Here is a 17,424-nt window from a genome sequence, read left to right as displayed (position 1 = left end):
CTCACGTCCAACGCAATCTCGAATGGAGTACACCATGTCCTCGTCACCTCCGACCAGCAGGGCCCGGTGGTGGGGTCTCTTCCTCATCGCACTCGCTCAGTTCATGGTCATCATGGATGCCTCGATCATCGGCGTTGCCCTGCCGCGAATGCAGATCGAACTGGGATTCAGCCCGAACAATCTTTCCTGGGTCTTCAACGCATACGTGATCGCACTCGGCGGTCTCCTGCTGCTCGGCGGTCGGCTGTCCGATCTCTTCGGCCCCCGCCGGATCTTCGCGATCGGCTGGGTGATCCTCGCCATCGGATCCCTCGTCGCAGGCCTCGCAGGCAATGTGCCCGTCGAGCTCATCGGCCGGGTTCTCCAAGGCGCCGGATCTGCGCTCATCGCGCCAGCCGCCCTCACACTGTTGATGATGCTGTTCGGGTCGAACCCGAAAGATCTCACGAAGGCAATGGCGTTCTACGGTGCAGCGGCTCCTGCCGGAGGCACTGCAGGGGTATTTCTGGGAGGCGTGATCACGGAATTCGCCTCCTGGCCGTGGGTATTCCTCATCAACGTGCCCATAGCTGCGCTCGTCCTGCTGGTCATGTGGAAGGTGCTTCCCGGCGGAAAGCTCGACGCTCGCGGATCGGTAGACGTTCTGGGTGCGCTCACCGTGACCCTGGGACTTGCCGCGCTGGTCTACGGCATTGTGCGCGCTGAAGTCGCTGGCTGGGCATCCATGGAGACGTGGGTGGCGATCGGGATCGGCGTGATCCTGATCGGGACGTTCATCATCCTCCAGCGTGTGAAGCGTGAACCTCTGATGCGGCTCTCGATCTTCCGTTCGCCGAATCTGGGCGCCGCGAACCTCGCTCAGGTGCTGCTCGGAGGGGCATGGGTTCCCATGTGGTTCTTCCTGAACCTGTACCTGCAGCAGGTCCTCGGGTTCTCCGCATTCCCGGCTGGCGCCGCCCTTCTGCCGATGACCATTCTGATCATGGTCGGCATGATCATGATCGCCCCTCGGATCATCGCGGCCGTCGGCCCGAAGGTGCCCATCGTGCTCGGGCTCGTCATCCTCGCCGCGGGGCTCGGCTGGATGGCATTCATCCGACCCGACGGAAATTACTGGGTCGACGCATTCGGACCCTCGCTCGTCGTCGCGTTCGGGCAAGCGCTCGCCTTCATTCCCTCGCTGCAAGTCGCGATCTCCGCAGCCCCGCCTGAAGAAGGCGGTCTCGCATCCGGCATTGTGAACACGAGCTACCAGGTCGGTTCGGCGATCGGCCTCGCCGCGGTGTCTGCCGTCGCTGCGGGGTTCGGCGCTGGTCAGATCGGGGACCCGGAAGCGCTCACTCAGGGCTACTCGGCGGCATTCATCGCGGCCGGGATCATCGCCCTCGCCGGTGCGATCCTCGTTTCGAGCTTCTTCCGCACCAAGCGCCCCGCCCGTGCTCTGCCGGTTTCATAACGCAGTTGCGCCTGTATCCGACCACCGAATGAGAGAAGAGCTCCATGACCAGACCACGACTCCTGATCGCCTACGACGGCTCACCCAATGCGAAGTACGCCGTCGAATCCGTCTCCACGATGTTCCCCGGCAGTGAAGCGGTCGTGCTGCATGCACGCCAGCCGATGGAGAGCTTCGCCGCGCACCTCCAAGGTCACACAGCCCTGGAGACGCTCGACGCACTCGATCGGGCGGCACTCGACGCCTCCGAGACGATCGCTGCGGAAGGCGCTGAGCTCGCCGTGGCACGGGGACTGCTCGCCGAGCCGCTCGTGTCCTCCACCGTCGCGAGTGCCTATGAAGCCATCCTCGACGCGGCCGGCAGGCTCGATTCGGACCTCATCGTCATCGGTTCTCGCGGACTGCGCGGTTTCTCAGCCACTGTCCTCGGCAGCACCTCGTCGAATGTGCTCCACCACGCCACGATTCCGACGCTGGTGATTCCGTCCGAAGCGGTGGCGCGAGCACGCTCAGCACAACGGGTGCCAGTCGTTTCCAGCTGACATCCACCCTCGCGCGCCATGTGACGTGTTCCATGGCTATCGCGTCGATGCAGTTCGGTCGGTCGGCCTCTCACATCATTCTCGGTGTGAGACGGGCGGCCGGCCCGCTTCGAATGACTGACCCTGGCGATCCGGCACTGCTCCTCGCTGGAAGCTCCGCTCAGGCGTACTCGGGCGGGCCCAGCACGCGGTATGTCAGCTCGATGACTCCGGTGCCGAACACCTGGGCCTCGAGCAGTTCGAGTCCGAAGTCGGATCCGTCGTGTGGGAACAGGCGCTCGCCCTCGCCGACGATGACGGGAAACTGAACCAGATTCAGCTCATCCACGAGCTTGCTCTCGAGCAAGTGACGAGCGAGTTGCACGCTGCCGACCACGAGCAGTTCTCCGCTCTGCTGGGCCTTCATCTCGCGCAACTGTGCGACGACATCGCCAGAGATGACGGTCGTGTGCCCCCAGCCGGGGTCGACCAGCGTGTTCGAGGCGACGTACTTGGGCGTCGAGCAGATCGCCTCACCGAATCCGCCGTCGTCCGCGCGTACACCCCAGTAAGCCGAAAACATGTCGAATGTCTTGCGGCCCAGGAGGAACGCGTCGGGACGTCTCCATGTCTCGAGAATGGATCGCGTGCTCTCTGCATCACCGAGCGGGAGCGCCCAGCCGCCGCGCGTGAAACCAGGATCTACAACTTCGTTGTTCCCGCCATTCGCCTGCGCGACGCCGTCGAGCGTGACTTGGAGACTCACGGTGATCTTCACGGCATCTTCCTCTCGCGCACTGCAATCATCGTCCGGCTGGGGGTGCCCGTCCGGCGAAACCGCGATGCGGAACGGTGCGAGGTCCCGATCAGGCCAGCCGGTCGACGTTCGCCGTCACCACTGGCAGCAGGATCTTCTCCTCAGCCATGGTGAGGAACGCATCCACGTCGTCGGAGTACACCTGCTCCTCGCCGTCGACCACGTAGCTGCTCTCGCTCTCACCGAAGTATTGCCCGTACGGGCGCGCGTCGAGCGTCACGCTGAATGCGATCTGCGGCGTTGCGCAGTCGTACCGGAGCCCGCTCGGAGCTACGACGCAGGTCGCGTCACCGACCTGCACCTCGTCACCGCTCTTCGGGGTCGCGTTCCGCTCCACGAATTCGGCATCGCCAGCCGCCTCGACACTCGTGGTGAGCAAGAACACGACGCTCTGGTCGGAAGCCCTGAGCTCGTCCACGGGGAAGCCGACCTTTGTGGTGCAGTCGGCCTCGGGTACGGTGACCTCCCGCGTGCCCGCCGCACCGACCTGCAGGATCGACAGCGACCGATCGGTGCCTGACTGCGCGATCTCATCGGATTGCGGGAAGATCGCCGAGAGCGTCGTCTCGTCAGCGAATGCGCATGCCGACGGCCACTGATCGAACGCGAACGCTCCCGAGTCGTCGAGAGGCAGGTCGAGGCTGATCGGCTCACCGACTGTTTCAGGCTGCGACACGATCTCGATCGGATCGACCCCGCCATCTGCGGGCTGTTCGCTCGATGACGGGGCTCCTGAGGAGCAGGCGCTCAGCCCGAGAACGAGTGCCGCAGCACTGATGGACCAGAGTCGAGTACGCGCAGAAGCCATGCCGTCACCCTACCAACGCGCGCCCAGCCGAGCCCGAGGTGGGCAGTCGCGTCAGTCGCCCTCGCGGATCTGCTGTACGAGGTTCTGGACATCGTCTTCGCTCACCTCGACGGACGACTCCGCGAGTCGCCGTCGCAGCATCGCTTCGATGTCATCGGCGTGAGACGCGCCCGCGGTGTCGCGCACCTCCACGGCGATGCCCGCGATCGCATCGACGTCGGATGCACTCGACTCATCGAGCTCGGGCGCGCTGTCTTCCGCCGGTTGCTGGTCACTCATTCTCGGGCTCCTTCGTTCGGCATTTCGTTGCGGGGAGTCATTCGCGCAGCGGAGCGTCCGATGTGACGGCTGTCCAACGCCGGATTCCGATGCGGCTGGGCTTCGAGTGTACGGTCTGCACGGGCCGAATCCACTCGCCTTGATTTCGACGGTGCGACCGGTTATCCGGCGTCGAGTTCTGCGCTCCTCGCCGGGGTTCCTCTCATCGGCGGGCCAGCACAGGTCGACGTCGCGGTTGCTTGTCGGCGGGTCGCTCTTTTCGCAACATGAGATTGCGGTGAGCTTCTGAGCGCGCTGCCACTCGCGATACACGGTAGCGCGGGAGACACCAAGGAGCTGGGCCAGTTCCGCCTGAGTATGAGTACAAGCCGTGGGGCGGCAAGCTGATGATGATGCTTCGTGGAGTTGAGCTTCGGCTGCTTCGCGCGCCCCTGTCCGCTCCCAACTTCCTCTGCCTGGTGTCGCCTACTCCTGCAGAAGGCCCGTATGCTCGCCGCGCCCAGCGTCTTCTTCTGCCCAGCTCTCCCGCTCCCGGAGGTTCTCCACCGCGTGCTCCACGTCTGTCCTGATCAGGTCGGCGTTGATGTCTTGCGCCACGAGCGCACCGTGCGCCGCCGCCCATCCGACTTGGGCGGAGAGATTCGCGCAGTTGCCCGCAGCCCAGACGCCGTGAACGGCCGTGCGACCGGCTGCGTCGGTTTCGATGAAGCGGCCGAGGGGGTGCGTTTCCCAATGCACTCCGAGGTCTTCGAGCATGTCGAGGTGCGCGTCGGAGCTCGGCGACACACCTAAGGCGTCACATTCGATTTCGCTGCCATCCTCGAGTCGCATCGATCGAATTCCCTCACTGTCGATAATTGCCTCTGCGAGGGCGTCATCAACAATCGAGATTCCCACTGCACGCAGGCGAAGGCGATCCTCAGCATCGACTGTTCGCCCGTTCGCGAGAAAAGTCACGTCGTCACTCCACTGGTGAAAGGTCAGTGCCTGCTTGATGGAGTCCTCACAGCTTGCGACGATACCGATGCGGCGACCTCGAACTTCCCAGCCGTGGCAGTAGGGGCAGTGGAGCACGTCGCGTCCCCATCGCTCCCGAAGACCGGGGATGTGTGGCAGCTGGTCGCTGATTCCAGTTGCGATGATGAGGCGTCGGGCTCTGAACTCTTCGGCGGTGTCCGTGGCAACGGTGAAGCTCTCGTCGTCCCGCCGTCCGATGTTCCTGGCACGACCGAAGATGATTTCGGCTCCGTGGGCCGTCACCTCCCGGCGGCCTCGCTCGAGGAATTCATGCGGGGCGATGTCTTCGAATCCGAGCATGCCGTGTATATGTTCGGCCGCAGCGTTGCGGGGTTCGCCGGCGTCAATCACGGTGGTACTTCGGCGTGCGCGCGCCAGGGTGAGCGCAGCGCTGAGTCCGGCTGGTCCTCCGCCGCTGATGATGACATCTTGGCAATCTTCGGCAGTGCTGAAAGCTGTGGTTCGCGGGTCAGGCTGCTGGGCTTCGGTCATGCAGCCGATCGTTTCAAGACGAGGAAGCCAATCACAATCCCTTGCGCGGGCTGGTTTTCAGACAATTCCGGCGTGAAGGTCGTGCTTTGGCTACTGCCACGCGGAGCACCGTAGCAGCCGACTCAGCGCCGTGTCGCCCGATAGGGGATCCCTCGCAGGGCATCTTGCGGCCACGTGTTTGTTCCGCCGTTTCGGCCAGAAATCACCCCGTTTCAGCGAGGCCGCTCGCGGGTCACCCTGACTCGCTCAACGGTCGTTTATGAGACAGCAGAATGATTGCCAGGGTTTCGCTGCGCAAAGCGTCTCATGACTCGTGTCTGAAATCTATGTTTCGTGAGCTGCGTTTGCGATACGATTCAGAAATGGAGCTTATCGGATATGCCCGAGTTTCGACTCGTGATCAAAATGCGGAGGGTCAAACCGATGCCCTTACGTCGGCTGGGTGTGAGAAGTTGTTCGTTGACCACGCTTCCGGAACGCTCGCGAAACGGCCAGCGCTTACAGACGCTCTCGAATATCTCCGTGCAGGCGACACTCTCATTGTGACGAAGCTTGATCGACTCGGCAGGTCGGTAAAGAACTTGAAAGAGATCTCCGACCAGTTACAAGAGCGGGGGATCGGCTTGAAAGCACTCTCGCAGGGCATCGACACCACCACTCCTGGGGGTCGCCTGTTCTTCCACATGCTCGCTGCGATCGCCGAGTTCGAGCACGACCTCATCGTCGAGCGCACTCAGGACGGGCTCGCCGCCGCCCGAGCTCGAGGCCGTAAAGGGGGTCGCCGCCCGAAAATGACGGACAACCGGATTAAGCAGGCGCGAGCGATGTACGACGCTGGCGGTCACACTGTGCAGGAAATCGCCGATACGTTTGGCGTCGGGCGAGCGACGATCTACCGTCACCTTGAGCGTCACGCATGAGTAAGGGCGGATGTTCCTTACTTCTTCGCTGATTCCCTCGGTGTAAGCGTCCAGAGGAATCCGCGCAGCTTCTCTTCGAGCGTCTCGCTTGATGACGATTCAGGGTAGAGCGCGCAGTGGATCCCTAATCCGTCAACGAAGACGGACAGATGGTGCGCGATCGTTTCGACGGGTATATCGCTGCGAAGTTCGCCAGCTTCCACTGCGAGGTGAACATACGAACGAACCCTTAGTTCGTATTCTCTATGGTCTTCGCTGAGGGCTGATGCGAGTTCAGGGCGATCAGCAAGCCGACCGACCAAGCCCAGAAAGATCCGAAAATCGAGAGAACTCACTTCGTCTATCGGGAGGGCGCGAAGTAAAAGAGAGATAAGGCGATCGGTGGGGGACTCGACTTGCGAGTAAAACACGACTTCGGCTTCGCGCTTCAATGCGAGCCGATATGCGAAGAGGAGCAGATCGTCGCGGTCGGCAAAATAGTGCTCGATAACTCCCCGGGTCCAACCAGCCTCAGCGGCGACACTGCGAATCGAAACCTGTTGCACCCCGTCCCGCGCTAGCACTCGTAGTAGCGCTTCGCCGATCTCTACGCGTCGCTGTTCGTGGTCGACGATTTTTGGCACAACGCCTCCCAATCTTTCCTCAACTTTAGTCGGTGGGACATCGAGGGTTTGCAGGATGCGACCGACTATGCTTAATTATGACAGTGTCACACATAGAGAGGCTTTGGGGTCAATGACGACAGCATTCACTGCGGATGAGCTCACGCAGATACCTTGGTTACCCCTGGAACGAGTTCCAGCAGGCACTAATGCGATTCGAAGTAATCGTGGTGTGGAAGTGATTTCGTACGAGACCTGCGCTTCGACGCTTCGCGATCTCGACTACTCCACAGGGCTTGTAGAACTCTTCGAGGAATCCGGCGTCGACGTTCAAGAGTTCAAAGAAATCGCTTCAAAAAGTGTGAATTACGTCGAGGGGCCAGACCATGCTCGTCTTCGATCAGCGCTGGGTACTTTTTTCACGCCTCAAAAGGTCCAGTCCATGCGGTCAGAGGTTCGCGAGTGGATAGAAGCAGCTCTCGATGCGACAGGGGAGCAGACTGAAATCGAACTCGTAGGGGACATGATCCGGGACATCCCAGCCCGCGTCTTCAGTGAGTTGCTGGGAGTGGATGCGGAGAAGCATGCCGCCTTCATTAGTCGCATCTCCGAAGAATCCGTGCGTATTTTCGAAATGGACCCAGAACTTGCGGGTCCGTCAACTGCAGCTTGGTCTGAACTCACTCGTTGGGTGGATGAACTCCTCGAAATCCACGAGCCGGGAACCCCAGACGCGAATGTACTTGATCACATGCTTGCCCAGAAGGCGATGGGCAAGATGTCGGACGAAGACATCCGCGTGTCTCTCGTAACACTGTTGGCGGCGAGCACTGACACCACCCAGATTCTGGCGGGGCTCATGTTCACCTCATTCTTAGATAATCCGGATCAGTGGCAGCGGCTACGAGAAGACCCGTCTCTCGTGCCGAGCGCAGTCACGGAGGCGGCTCGATATCGTCCAGGAGACGCGTGGATCTTCCGAGTCGCAACGGTCGACAAAGAAATAGCAGGAGTACCTGTTTACGCCGGAGACCACGTGTTCGCTCTCATCGGCGCCGCACACCGAGACCCTGCCGTTTTTACCAATCCAGAAATTTTCGACATCGGGCGAACCGGAGAACGACTTCCCCTGAACTGGGGTGTAGGACGCCATTTCTGCCTTGGGCGTATGTTCGCCGTCATGGAATTGGAGGAAATGCTCCGCGCCACCTCGGCACGTTGGGTCACCATAGAGCACTCAGACCCCGCCGCCGCGCGGGAAGCTTCCTATCTCGACGCGGGCACCAGCGTCCACATCCGCGTCACCCCCGCTAACTGACCGAAAGGAAAATCAGCATGTCAGTGCTCAGCACCAACGTTTCGGCCTGCATTGGAGCAGGAATTTGCGCAAACACCGCACCCGAGGTCTTCGAGCTCGATGCCAACGGTCTCGTCGTCATTAAGACTGTAGAAGTCGAAGCCGCACAGGTCGATTCGACAGACGCCGCCATCGCCATGTGTCCCGCAGCTGCCTTGGCCTGGGCGAATAAAGACGCCTAGAACAGATGAAAACCACTGTCATCGTCGGCGCCGGAGCCGCAGGCCTTGCCTGCGCTAAACGACTCCGAGAACTTGATCATCACCGCAAAATCGTCATCATCGATAAAGACTCTGACTCGCCTTACGAGCGTCCACCCCTGTCGAAAGCGCTGGTCGGGCCGAGCCTCTCCACCAGCGGAAGGGCTGATCTTGAGGCGGCCGACATTTGCCTCGTTACCGCCGAAGCGAAGGCCCTCGACACGGAAAAACGTCTCGTTGAGACCTCAAAGTTCAACATACATTTCGATGAGCTCGTCCTCGCGCCGGGATCAACTCCGCGAACGGCATCCTGGAGCAACCCAGACGTCTTCAACGTGCACAGCCTCAAAGATAACTCTCGACTTCGCACGGCACTCACTACTGCCTCATCAGCTCTCGTCATTGGCGGAGGGTTCATTGGCGCGGAAGTTGCAGCATCACTGAAAAAGGCAGGACTTGATGCCAAACTCTTGTTCCGAGACGAGCAACTGTTCCTAAAACGGCTTGGGCCAGAAGCTGCATCCGTTATCGAACAAGTGCACCGGGAAGCAGGAGTAGATCTCGTTCCTAATGCGCAAGTGCAGAGCGTGACCGCTACTGACTCTCAACAACTTGTTGCCCTCGAAAACGGGCAAAACTACAAAGCAGACCTAGTAGTTTCCGGAATCGGCTCGGCGCCGGACACAGCATGGCTACATATGAAAGTCGGGATCAATGCCTCCGGAATGGTCACCGCAGACAGCGCGCTTAGAACGAATCGCTCCGGAATCTGGGCTGCGGGAGACAGTGTCTCGTGGATAACGCCGGACGGAATCTCCGCCCAGTCGGGCCATTGGACGACCGCGAAAGATCAAGGAATTCACATCGCAGAGGACATAGTCCGCGGCTCTCATTCTCCCTTCATTGATGCTCCTTACTTCTGGTCCATGCAACACAACAATCTGCTGCAAGGAGTCGGTTCGTTCGACGCAGGCGCGTGCGAACGAGAAGTAGTCATCGCGGAGGGGCCACGAACAAACATTTTCGTCACGTATAAGCGACAGGGCGCCCTTCACGGCGCTTTTGGATTGAACAGCCCACAAGGCGTCCTCGCCGTCCGAAATGAACTGAATCAACCCGAGAACATCGCAAGCGTCGCGTAGCTGCAGCAACTTCCCCGCCCTTCCATACAAAGGAGTATGTCAATGACCATTACCGACCCACCCAACAAACCTGACGAACTCAAATCTGGAGTACTCGGCGCCGGCTCGATTGCGTTGATTGTCATCGCCGCCGCCGCACCTCTCGCCCTCATCGCGGGATACGGCCCTATTGGATTCCTCGTCGCGGGCATAGGTGCACCAGCCGGGTTCCTCATCGCTGGCATCGTAGTAGCACTTTTCATCGTGGGTGTCGTATCCATGACCCGGTACATTAAGCGTCCCGGTGCGTTCTACACATATATCGGACAGACGCTGGGGCGGCCCTCCGGGAACGCATCAGCGACTCTCGCTATTTCTGCCTATCTGTTGGTCCAAGTCGGTGGCATGGGCATCATTAGCGCAACCACCCAAAACCTCATACAAATACTGACCGGCATTTCGATCCCATGGTGGATTATCGGTGCCGTTCTCGTTCTACTGATCTGGCTCGTTTGTCGCCGAGGCATCGACGTAGGTGTGAAACTCATTCTCGTCCTGCTAACGGCGGAAGTAGCCCTCCTACTCCTTGTTGCAATCGCCGTCATCGCCAACATCGCTCCCGCGCAAGGGATCAGCGGGGCCTCATTCGCTCCTGAGAACGTATTCGTCCCAGGCATGGCAGCGGCCTCGCTCGTCTGGTTCGGGGCATTCTTCGGTATTGAATCCACGACGCTGTACCGTGCGGAATCCAAAGACCCCAAGCGCTCCGTGCCTCGCGCTACAGCGATCTCGCTAGTGTTCCTCGCACTGTTCTACTGCTTCGTCGCTTGGTCGATTGCACAGGCATTCACTGTTCCAGAACTTGCTGCACAGATTGCGGACGATCCAACAGCAATGCTCTATATCGTCAGCGAGTATTACGTCGGAACCTGGTCCGGCATTGTCGCGCAAATCCTGCTCGTGACCAGTTCCTTCAGCTCAGCGATCGCCTATTTCAACGCCATCAATAGGTATGGACACTCTATGGCCACTGAAGGGATTCTGCCGCGAGCTGCCGCACGCGTGCACCCGAAATACAAGTCGCCCTCATTTGGGAACTTCCAAGCACTTCTGACCGGAGCAATCGTCGTCCTTTTCGGTCTTATGGGTCTCGACCCGTACCGCCAACTGACTGTCTGGTTTAGCAGCCCTGGCACGATCGGGATTATGGCGCTTATGGCTCTCACTTCAGTCGCGGTGGTCGTATTCTTCGCTTCAAAGAAAGAGCATCCGCGGGGACCACGCATGGCGATCATCGGTGCTTCTACGCTCGCGACGCTCCTGATCATTGGCGCAATAGTGTCAATGATCGCCAACATTCAACTTCTCACCGACGCCGACGGCGTCATCAATCTCTTCGTGGTCCTGACTCCGGCAATCATTTTTCTAGCAGTATTCGTCACAAGCGCCTTTCGTAGGTCAAAATACCCAGATTCTGATCAGCGCAACCAGCTCACTGACATGGAACCGATGAAAGAAACGTCCTAATGCCAGCTTTTTCAAACGACGCCTTCGACCTTGCAATCACGGGTGAATATTGGACCCCAGGTCTAAAACACCCACAGTTCGCGACTATCGGCGTTCGGGATGGCGCGATCAGAGCGGTCGAGCAGGACCTCATTGCTGCACATGAAATTCGTACTCGAGCTCGTTCTCGAGTGGATGTCGACTCAGGGTTCATTCTGCCGGGACTTCACGATTCACATGTTCACCCCATATTTGCCGGACTCAATGCGCAAAGTTGCGACCTCAGCGCCGTCGAGACTACAGAAGAAGTACTTGCCGCGATCTTCGAGTACGCACAAGCCCACCCAGAACGCGACTGGATCACGGGTGGGGGATGGGGATTTCATACCTTCGGCCCGGAGGGCCCGCATCGAAAACAACTCGACGCCGTCTGCCCACATAGGCCGGCTGCGTTGGCCGTGCGAGACGTGCACGCACTCTGGGTCAATTCCGAAGCCCTGCGGCGCGCCGGGATCGACCGTGACACTCCCGATCCTGAAGGTGGTTACATACAGCGAGACCAAGACGGGCACGCGACGGGCGTTCTCCACGAAGCTGCAATGGCGCTGGTCTACGACGTGCAAGCAGCACCGTCAAGTGAGACACTCGACCGGGCGCTTCGAATCGGACAGGAACGACTCCACGCTTCCGGCATCACGTCGTGGCAGGACGCGCTCATCGGGTCCTTCGGCGGAAATCCCGACATTTTTGACACCTACATCCGTGCAGACGCCGCCGGAACACTTACGGGGCGGGTCAACGGCGCGTTGTTCTGGGATCCCAACAAAGGCTTCGACCAAATAGATGAACTGCAGCGTCGCCGCGCGCAAGCGAAGGGTCCTAAGTTTAGGGCGCACGCGATCAAGCTGATGCAGGATGGAATTCCCGAAAACCATACCGCTGCGCTTCACGAACCGTATTGCTCGGCAACTGGTGCGCCTTTAACAGAGAGAGGCGCCTCTCTTCTGGAACCGGCCGAACTTACCGAAGTGGTCCACCTCTTGCAGGATGCCCAGTTCGATATGCATTTCCACGCGATGGGGGATCGCGCAACAACAGAGATACTTGATGCCCTCTCCACCTGCGAACCAGTGCGGGGATTCACACCTCGTCACCAAATAGCGCATCTGCAGTCCGTCCTACCTGCAGATATTCCTCGCCTTGCGCAACTAGATGTGACCGCGAACATACAGGCTCTCTGGGCTGCACACGGGGAGCAAATGGACGACCTATGTATACCCCTCTTGGGGGCTGAACGGGCCGAGCAACAGTTCCCGTTCAAAGAAATCGTTGATGCTGGAGGTCGCTTGGCTGCGGGTAGTGACTGGCCTGTAAGCGGCGTTTCGCCATTCGAAGCGATGTTCGTTGCGATACATCGCCAAATGCCAGGCGCAGAAACAAACACACCCGTCTTTACCCCTCACCAACGAATCGATCTCATACACATTCTGGAGGCATACACGTCCGGTGGTGCTTGGGTAAATCGCCAGCCGCGCACCGGGCAAATCGCCGTAGGAAGTGCCGCTGACCTCACTGTCATTGATAGAAACCCGTTCGAAAACGACCGACAGACCTTCGCCCAATCGCAAACAACGGCAGTGTACGTGCAGGGACAAATTGTCTGGGAGTAGACACTGTGAAGAGAAGGAGTTGCGGGAAGAGAAGTGCTCATCCTTCTCGGAATGAGTGTGAGTGACGACGCTGTCGGATTCGCCCGAGTCGCTGGAACATTCTTCCTTGAAGCTACGCTCTGTTCTCGTTCCTGTGGTATTCGCGAACGCCTGCCACCCACGTCTCTTCGACTTCGATATCTCGAATGCGGCCGCGGCCGAAGGGGTCGCCTGCGAGCACAACAAAGTCCGCGAGCTTTCCTGCTTCGAGGCTGCCGACGGAATTCTCCCGATTGAGCGCACGTGCTCCATGCAACGTGTGCCCTTGAAGGGCAGCCTCCGGGGAAACTCGAAGGTCTTCCGATCCCAGCGTTAAACCTGATCGGGTTTCGCGCGTAACCGCCGCATCTATTGCTTGGAGCGGGTTTGGGTAGGCAACAGGAGCGTCGCTCGAGAGTGTGATCGGCAAATCAGCGCGCAAGAAATCTCCAAGGGGGTTGAAACGTTCGCCATCGTCGCCAATCGCTTCGACTACACCTTCACCCCAGTTATGGCCATGCATTGGCTGATTAACGGGAAGCATGCCCAGCGCTCTCATCTCACTGATCTGCTCCAGCGCAGGTAACCCGCAATGCTCCACGCGGTGTCGCTGCTGCACCCCATCTACTTGCTGCGCATTTCGCACGGCAGTGATCACCATGCCAACCGCGTCGGGAGACTGAGCATGGCTCGCCGTTTGCAGACCCGCGAGGTGTGCCCGCCGGACCAGGCCGTCGTACTCTGTCGGATCGTGATACAGCTGTCCCGTTCGACACGGATCTCCCGGATAGCCGTCAGGGAAGTACGCAGTCCAGCCGCCAAGGGAACCATCGACATACAGTTTGATACCCGCGACCTCAAGAATTTCATCTCCGAAGCCAGATTTCAGGCCCACCTCAAGAACACTGTCGAGCATGTGAGAGAGGAGATACAAAGAGAAGCGCGCACGAAGCTTCCCGCTCACGCGAAGTCTTTGATAAGTGCCAAATTCTCGAGATGACACCTGTGCATCCCCGATTGAAGTGACACCGTTGCGTAGGAAAACTGATTGGGCGGCCTCCAAGTAGCTGTTGAGGTGCTCGTCGGTTTCTGGCAGATGAAAATTCGGACCATGAGCCCCGACCTTTACTCCCATCGGCCCAGTGAGGACATTGCAGGCGGCATCTACGATCTCACCGGTCAGACGGCCGGCCTCGTCGCGAACGAATGCCCCACCATCAGGGTCTGGAGTTGTATCAGTGATGCCGTATTTCTCGAGAGCGTAGTGATTCACGATCACACTGTGACCAGAAGCATTCATCAGGTAGATTTCCTGACTGGTTGAAGCTTGATCGAGCTCGTCGCAGCTTGGATGGCGCTTCTCTCGAAGATTTCGCTGTTCATACCCGTAGCCGCGGATGGTGACGCCAGGCTCGGCACGACGGGCTGCTTCTGTGAGCAGACCGACCATCTCGTCTATGGAACCAGCTTGACCAGGTGAGCAGTCCACCCACGTGAGGAACTGGCCCATTGATACCGGGTGCGCATGTGGATCAACAAAACCCGGCACAACAGTTTGCCCTGGAAATGAGATCACTTCGGGGGCTTTCACGAAACGTTCAGCGCTCGCAGCTTCACATTCTTCGAGGGAGCCCACCATGAGAATTTCTCTTCCGCAGATGAGCATTCCCTGCGCTTCGGGCTGTAGCGGGTTCGCGGTCCGAATGATATCGGCCGTCACGATGATCGGCTCAGGAGACAAGTTGATCGCCATGGGTTGCACCTCTCGAGTTCTCAGTAATGACGGACATTCCGCTGCCTGCCAGCGCGGCGGACACCTGCATCTTTAAAGCTCGGCGCGTCGGAACCGACGTGCTGCGATCACGCTGACGAGTGAGAGCGCTGCGAGCAGGACCAGTAGCGACCCCGTCCACCACACCGATCCATCGCTTGCGTTCATCACGAGCGTGGCGATGAAAGGAATAAAACCGGCGACGGCCCCCGTAAGTCCGTAAGCCACCCCAATTGCGCTTTGGCGTACCTCCGTAGGGAAGATCTCATTTACGATCTGTCCGTACGCCGCGTAAGCGATTGACACCATCGACCCGCCGAGTACCATCGCCGAACCCACAGAGAATGCGGTGCCGATTCCCACGAGAGCGAACATCGGATACGCCAACACCAGCGAGATGATCGATCCGATTATTGCAACTTTGAATCCACCTAGCCGGTTCGCGAGGACACCCCAGAGTAAGAAGAGTGGAATGTTGAGTGCCGCCGTGATCAGAGAGGCATTCAACAAGGACGTGTAGTCGATACCCAGGGTCTGAGACCCGTAGTTGAGCATGAATGTATCGGCAAAGTAGTAACCAGCCGTGCCAAGAAGACCAGCGCCGAGTCCGAGGAGCACAGGCAGTTTGTATGAACGAAGGATCTGCACAATAGGCGCTGGCGCATTACGCGCACGGATTGCTTGGGTTTTTTTGAAGCTCGTCGATTCATCAATCGAGGAGCGAATCCACAACGCAATAAGTGCGAACGGAACGGCGAGCAAGAACGGAATGCGCCAAGCCCACGCAATGAACTCGTCCTCCGGCACAACGGAGCTGATGCCAGTGAACAGCAATACTCCAAGCAGAATGCCCAACGGGTTCCCCATTTGCGGGAGCATCGCGTAGAACCCTCGCCGCGTTGAATCGGCGTGTTCCGTGATGAGCGCCGAAGCGCCACTCCACTCGCCCCCCATCGCGAGTCCCTGGAACAATCGGAGGACTACCAAAATGATGGGTGCCCAAACGCCGATCTGTGTGTAATCAGGAAGAACACCGATCGTGCCCGTGACGACTCCCATCAGAATGACGGTCATGATCAAGCTGCGCTTGCGGCCCCAACGATCACCGATGTGCCCAAACAAAACAGCGCCTAGAGGTCGCACCACGAAGCCGACTGCAAAGGTAGCAAAGGCGGCAAGAGTGCCCGTGATGGGATCATCCGCGACAAAGAAGGTGTGACCGAAGACCAACGCTGCTGCCGTGCCGAACAAGTAATAGTCGTACCACTCGAGAGTGGTCCCCACGAAAGCTGCCGCCGCAACTCGCCGCATTGAGTGTGGCTTGGGCTTTCGCTCATGCAATGTCTTCGTTGTCATTATCCAACCTCCGTGTTGACTTTGACCAGTGTAAGTTCGACTGGACGCACACTTACGTGTGAAAAAAGCCCCCATTTTAGGGAAGAGATGTCGCCTAATGCACAACGATGACGAAACGCTTTGCGAAAGACATATCGCGGAAGTGTGCGCACAGATCCTGGCCGATCTTGAAGAGCTAGCTCACTCTGCGGCAGCGCGTCGGACGGACCTTCCGACGTATCGGACTGGAGTGCTGAGTGAATCTGCGCTCGAGGAGGCCGGCAGACAAAGCGTGGAGTACATCGTCCACTACATTCGATCGCGTTCGATTCCTTCGTCCCTCCAGAGTCTTGCTGCGCATCTCGGGAGGAGCCGTGCTGACATCGGAATCCCCTCTGGAGAATTGCACCGCGCCCTGAGCATCGATTTCGGAGTTGTCTGGGCAGCTGCAGCAGCGCACGCCAGCGGATATGGACCCGACGTTTTGCACGAGATTGGACTGAGGCTGTGGGAAGGGGTCGATTACTACACTCGACGAGTTCTCGCCAGCTATCTGTCACGAGAGCAAGAACTTGATCGCGCAAACGCGATTCGAACACAGGCCATTCTCGCGAGACTGCTCAACGAAGAGCCGCTGTCAGTCGCGGAAGTCACTCACATGTGCTCAGAAATCGGTTTCAACCCGTTCGAGCCGCTCGACGTGATCATCGCTCCGCTGTCAACTGAGATCATGACGCAGGTTGCAACGGCGTCACCGAAGGGTCGAGTGCAACATTTTCTAGGCCCATCATTCCAACTTATTCTCCATCAAGAAGGAACGGCGCCGCTCGTCGATCAACTCCTGCAAGGGTCAGTAATGGATTCCCGGGTCCATGTTCGCAATCTGCAGCAGTCGTGCCGTTTATTGTCAGAACTGTATTCAGCTTTAGGCTCCGAACACCGACCGACTCGACTGCGCGATCAGTGGCTCACGCTTGCGCGCTCCCGCATGGGCGAGCTGGGCGAGTATTTCGAAAGCACAGTGCTCGGCCCTGTTCTGGATCTTCCAGCGTCTCACCAGAGCGTACTTCTTACCACGATCGACGCGTACTCCGTTTCCGGAACGCTTCGTGGTGCTGCGGAACGCGTTTTCAGCCATCGCAACACGGTTAAGAACCGGCTTCAAATCGTCAAGGAGCTCACTGGATTTGATCCAGAAGTCCCCAAAGACCTCGCCGTCATTCTCCTCGCAATGAGCGCTCAAGCAGTGTCGGCGTCGGACGCGACGTGAAACGCCGAAACCGGAGCTTCCGGTTTGGCGTTCGCTCTTGCTCGGATGATTCCGCCGGGGTCTGCCTGATCAGAAGCGGCAGGCTCCGCTCTAGTCGCGTTTTTCGTTCGAAACAGGCTCTTCCCGTCCATGGTGGGCCGCTTGAGCGGCGTCGATCTCAGCACGCGACAATAGCGGAACTGTCATCTCTGCGAGTTTGAGGAGTTGAGCCTGGTTCTCTTCCGCAGTCCCTACGCTGCTTCTACGGAGGAACCCGTCAAAGAG

16 protein-coding genes are annotated in these 17,424 nt (G+C 59.0%); 9 read left to right on the top strand and 7 right to left on the bottom strand.

The window, feature by feature from the left end:
* Window positions 1–34: 34 nt before the first annotated feature.
* Entirely contained in the window at window positions 35–1,456 is a 1,422-nt protein-coding gene (locus tag JE033_RS01645; protein ID WP_200329040.1) for an MFS transporter, read from the top strand.
* A gap of 44 nt (window positions 1,457–1,500) precedes the next feature.
* Window positions 1,501–1,998: a universal stress protein gene (locus tag JE033_RS01640; protein WP_090148684.1), complete on the top strand. Its 498-nt coding sequence runs from the start codon at window positions 1,501–1,503 to the stop codon at window positions 1,996–1,998.
* Window positions 1,999–2,158: 160 nt separating this feature from the next.
* Here the strand turns inward: JE033_RS01640 and JE033_RS01635 are convergent, their stop codons facing one another.
* From JE033_RS01635 to JE033_RS01620, 4 genes are all read right to left on the bottom strand, one after another.
* Complete coding sequence (locus JE033_RS01635) at window positions 2,159–2,755, bottom strand: dihydrofolate reductase family protein (protein ID WP_200329038.1); 597 nt, start codon at window positions 2,753–2,755, stop codon at window positions 2,159–2,161.
* A gap of 88 nt (window positions 2,756–2,843) precedes the next feature.
* A complete protein-coding gene (locus tag JE033_RS01630; RefSeq protein WP_200329036.1) occupies window positions 2,844–3,602 on the bottom strand; it encodes a hypothetical protein in 759 nt (252 codons plus the stop codon).
* A gap of 51 nt (window positions 3,603–3,653) precedes the next feature.
* Entirely contained in the window at window positions 3,654–3,881 is a 228-nt protein-coding gene (locus tag JE033_RS01625) for a hypothetical protein (protein ID WP_200329034.1), read from the bottom strand.
* A gap of 465 nt (window positions 3,882–4,346) precedes the next feature.
* Window positions 4,347–5,390, bottom strand: a complete 1,044-nt coding sequence (locus tag JE033_RS01620) for an NAD(P)/FAD-dependent oxidoreductase (RefSeq protein ID WP_200329032.1) — start codon at window positions 5,388–5,390, stop codon at window positions 4,347–4,349.
* Window positions 5,391–5,752: 362 nt separating this feature from the next.
* On the opposite strand from JE033_RS01620, the gene JE033_RS01615 reads away from it, so the two are divergent.
* Entirely contained in the window at window positions 5,753–6,310 is a 558-nt protein-coding gene (locus JE033_RS01615; protein ID WP_200329030.1) for a recombinase family protein, read from the top strand.
* 17 nt (window positions 6,311–6,327) lie between these two features.
* Here the strand turns inward: JE033_RS01615 and JE033_RS01610 are convergent, their stop codons facing one another.
* Entirely contained in the window at window positions 6,328–6,933 is a 606-nt protein-coding gene (locus tag JE033_RS01610; protein WP_200329028.1) for a TetR family transcriptional regulator C-terminal domain-containing protein, read from the bottom strand.
* A gap of 112 nt (window positions 6,934–7,045) precedes the next feature.
* Between JE033_RS01610 and JE033_RS01605 the strand changes: the two genes are divergently transcribed.
* The 5 genes from JE033_RS01605 to JE033_RS01585 are packed head-to-tail and all read left to right on the top strand — an operon-like array spanning window position 7,046 to window position 12,766.
* The gene (locus JE033_RS01605) at window positions 7,046–8,230 is read left to right on the top strand and encodes a cytochrome P450 (RefSeq protein ID WP_200329026.1); all 1,185 of its coding nucleotides are present in this window, start codon (window positions 7,046–7,048) and stop codon (window positions 8,228–8,230) included.
* 17 nt (window positions 8,231–8,247) lie between these two features.
* Complete coding sequence (locus JE033_RS01600) at window positions 8,248–8,451, top strand: ferredoxin (RefSeq protein ID WP_200329024.1); 204 nt, start codon at window positions 8,248–8,250, stop codon at window positions 8,449–8,451.
* A 5-nt stretch (window positions 8,452–8,456) separates the two neighbouring features.
* The gene (locus JE033_RS01595; protein WP_200329021.1) at window positions 8,457–9,611 is read left to right on the top strand and encodes an NAD(P)/FAD-dependent oxidoreductase; all 1,155 of its coding nucleotides are present in this window, start codon (window positions 8,457–8,459) and stop codon (window positions 9,609–9,611) included.
* Window positions 9,612–9,653: 42 nt separating this feature from the next.
* Entirely contained in the window at window positions 9,654–11,117 is a 1,464-nt protein-coding gene (locus JE033_RS01590) for an APC family permease (RefSeq protein WP_200329019.1), read from the top strand.
* A complete protein-coding gene (locus JE033_RS01585) occupies window positions 11,117–12,766 on the top strand; it encodes an amidohydrolase (RefSeq protein WP_200329017.1) in 1,650 nt (549 codons plus the stop codon). The genes JE033_RS01590 and JE033_RS01585 overlap by 1 nt, the downstream gene beginning before the upstream one ends.
* 112 nt (window positions 12,767–12,878) lie before the next feature.
* On the opposite strand, the gene JE033_RS01580 is transcribed toward JE033_RS01585, so the two are convergent.
* Together JE033_RS01580 and JE033_RS01575 are read right to left on the bottom strand one after the other, a co-directional pair.
* Entirely contained in the window at window positions 12,879–14,537 is a 1,659-nt protein-coding gene (locus JE033_RS01580; RefSeq protein WP_200329015.1) for an amidohydrolase, read from the bottom strand.
* A 72-nt stretch (window positions 14,538–14,609) separates the two neighbouring features.
* The gene (locus JE033_RS01575; protein ID WP_200329013.1) at window positions 14,610–15,911 is read right to left on the bottom strand and encodes an MFS transporter; all 1,302 of its coding nucleotides are present in this window, start codon (window positions 15,909–15,911) and stop codon (window positions 14,610–14,612) included.
* Window positions 15,912–16,008: 97 nt separating this feature from the next.
* On the opposite strand from JE033_RS01575, the gene JE033_RS01570 reads away from it, so the two are divergent.
* Window positions 16,009–17,160 (top strand): helix-turn-helix domain-containing protein, encoded by a 1,152-nt coding sequence (locus tag JE033_RS01570; protein WP_200329011.1) that lies wholly within the window; start codon window positions 16,009–16,011, stop codon window positions 17,158–17,160.
* Window positions 17,161–17,424: the final 264 nt, after the last annotated feature.

It is taken from the genome of Leucobacter sp. L43 (assembly GCF_016597785.1).
Classification (GTDB): Bacteria; Actinomycetota; Actinomycetes; order Actinomycetales; family Microbacteriaceae; genus Leucobacter; species Leucobacter alluvii.
The sequence above is the reverse complement of the archived record's forward strand: the minus strand, read 5'-3'. Positions and strand labels throughout refer to the sequence as shown.

Excerpts from the sequence above, each read along its gene's own strand:
- JE033_RS01615 (WP_200329030.1), top strand. The coding sequence starts at position 5,753 with ATGGAGCTTATCGGATATGCCCGAGTTTCGACTCGTGATCAAAATGCG.
- JE033_RS01645 (WP_200329040.1), top strand. The coding sequence starts at position 35 with ATGTCCTCGTCACCTCCGACCAGCAGGGCCCGGTGGTGGGGTCTCTTC.
- JE033_RS01585 (WP_200329017.1), top strand. The coding sequence starts at position 11,117 with ATGCCAGCTTTTTCAAACGACGCCTTCGACCTTGCAATCACGGGTGAA.
- JE033_RS01590 (WP_200329019.1), top strand. The coding sequence starts at position 9,654 with ATGACCATTACCGACCCACCCAACAAACCTGACGAACTCAAATCTGGA.
- JE033_RS01630 (WP_200329036.1), bottom strand. The coding sequence starts at position 3,602 with ATGGCTTCTGCGCGTACTCGACTCTGGTCCATCAGTGCTGCGGCACTC.
- JE033_RS01620 (WP_200329032.1), bottom strand. The coding sequence starts at position 5,390 with ATGACCGAAGCCCAGCAGCCTGACCCGCGAACCACAGCTTTCAGCACT.
- JE033_RS01605 (WP_200329026.1), top strand. The coding sequence starts at position 7,046 with ATGACGACAGCATTCACTGCGGATGAGCTCACGCAGATACCTTGGTTA.
- JE033_RS01640 (WP_090148684.1), top strand. The coding sequence starts at position 1,501 with ATGACCAGACCACGACTCCTGATCGCCTACGACGGCTCACCCAATGCG.
- JE033_RS01600 (WP_200329024.1), top strand. The coding sequence starts at position 8,248 with ATGTCAGTGCTCAGCACCAACGTTTCGGCCTGCATTGGAGCAGGAATT.
- JE033_RS01595 (WP_200329021.1), top strand. The coding sequence starts at position 8,457 with ATGAAAACCACTGTCATCGTCGGCGCCGGAGCCGCAGGCCTTGCCTGC.
- JE033_RS01625 (WP_200329034.1), bottom strand. The coding sequence starts at position 3,881 with ATGAGTGACCAGCAACCGGCGGAAGACAGCGCGCCCGAGCTCGATGAG.
- JE033_RS01575 (WP_200329013.1), bottom strand. The coding sequence starts at position 15,911 with ATGACAACGAAGACATTGCATGAGCGAAAGCCCAAGCCACACTCAATG.
- JE033_RS01580 (WP_200329015.1), bottom strand. The coding sequence starts at position 14,537 with ATGGCGATCAACTTGTCTCCTGAGCCGATCATCGTGACGGCCGATATC.
- JE033_RS01570 (WP_200329011.1), top strand. The coding sequence starts at position 16,009 with ATGCACAACGATGACGAAACGCTTTGCGAAAGACATATCGCGGAAGTG.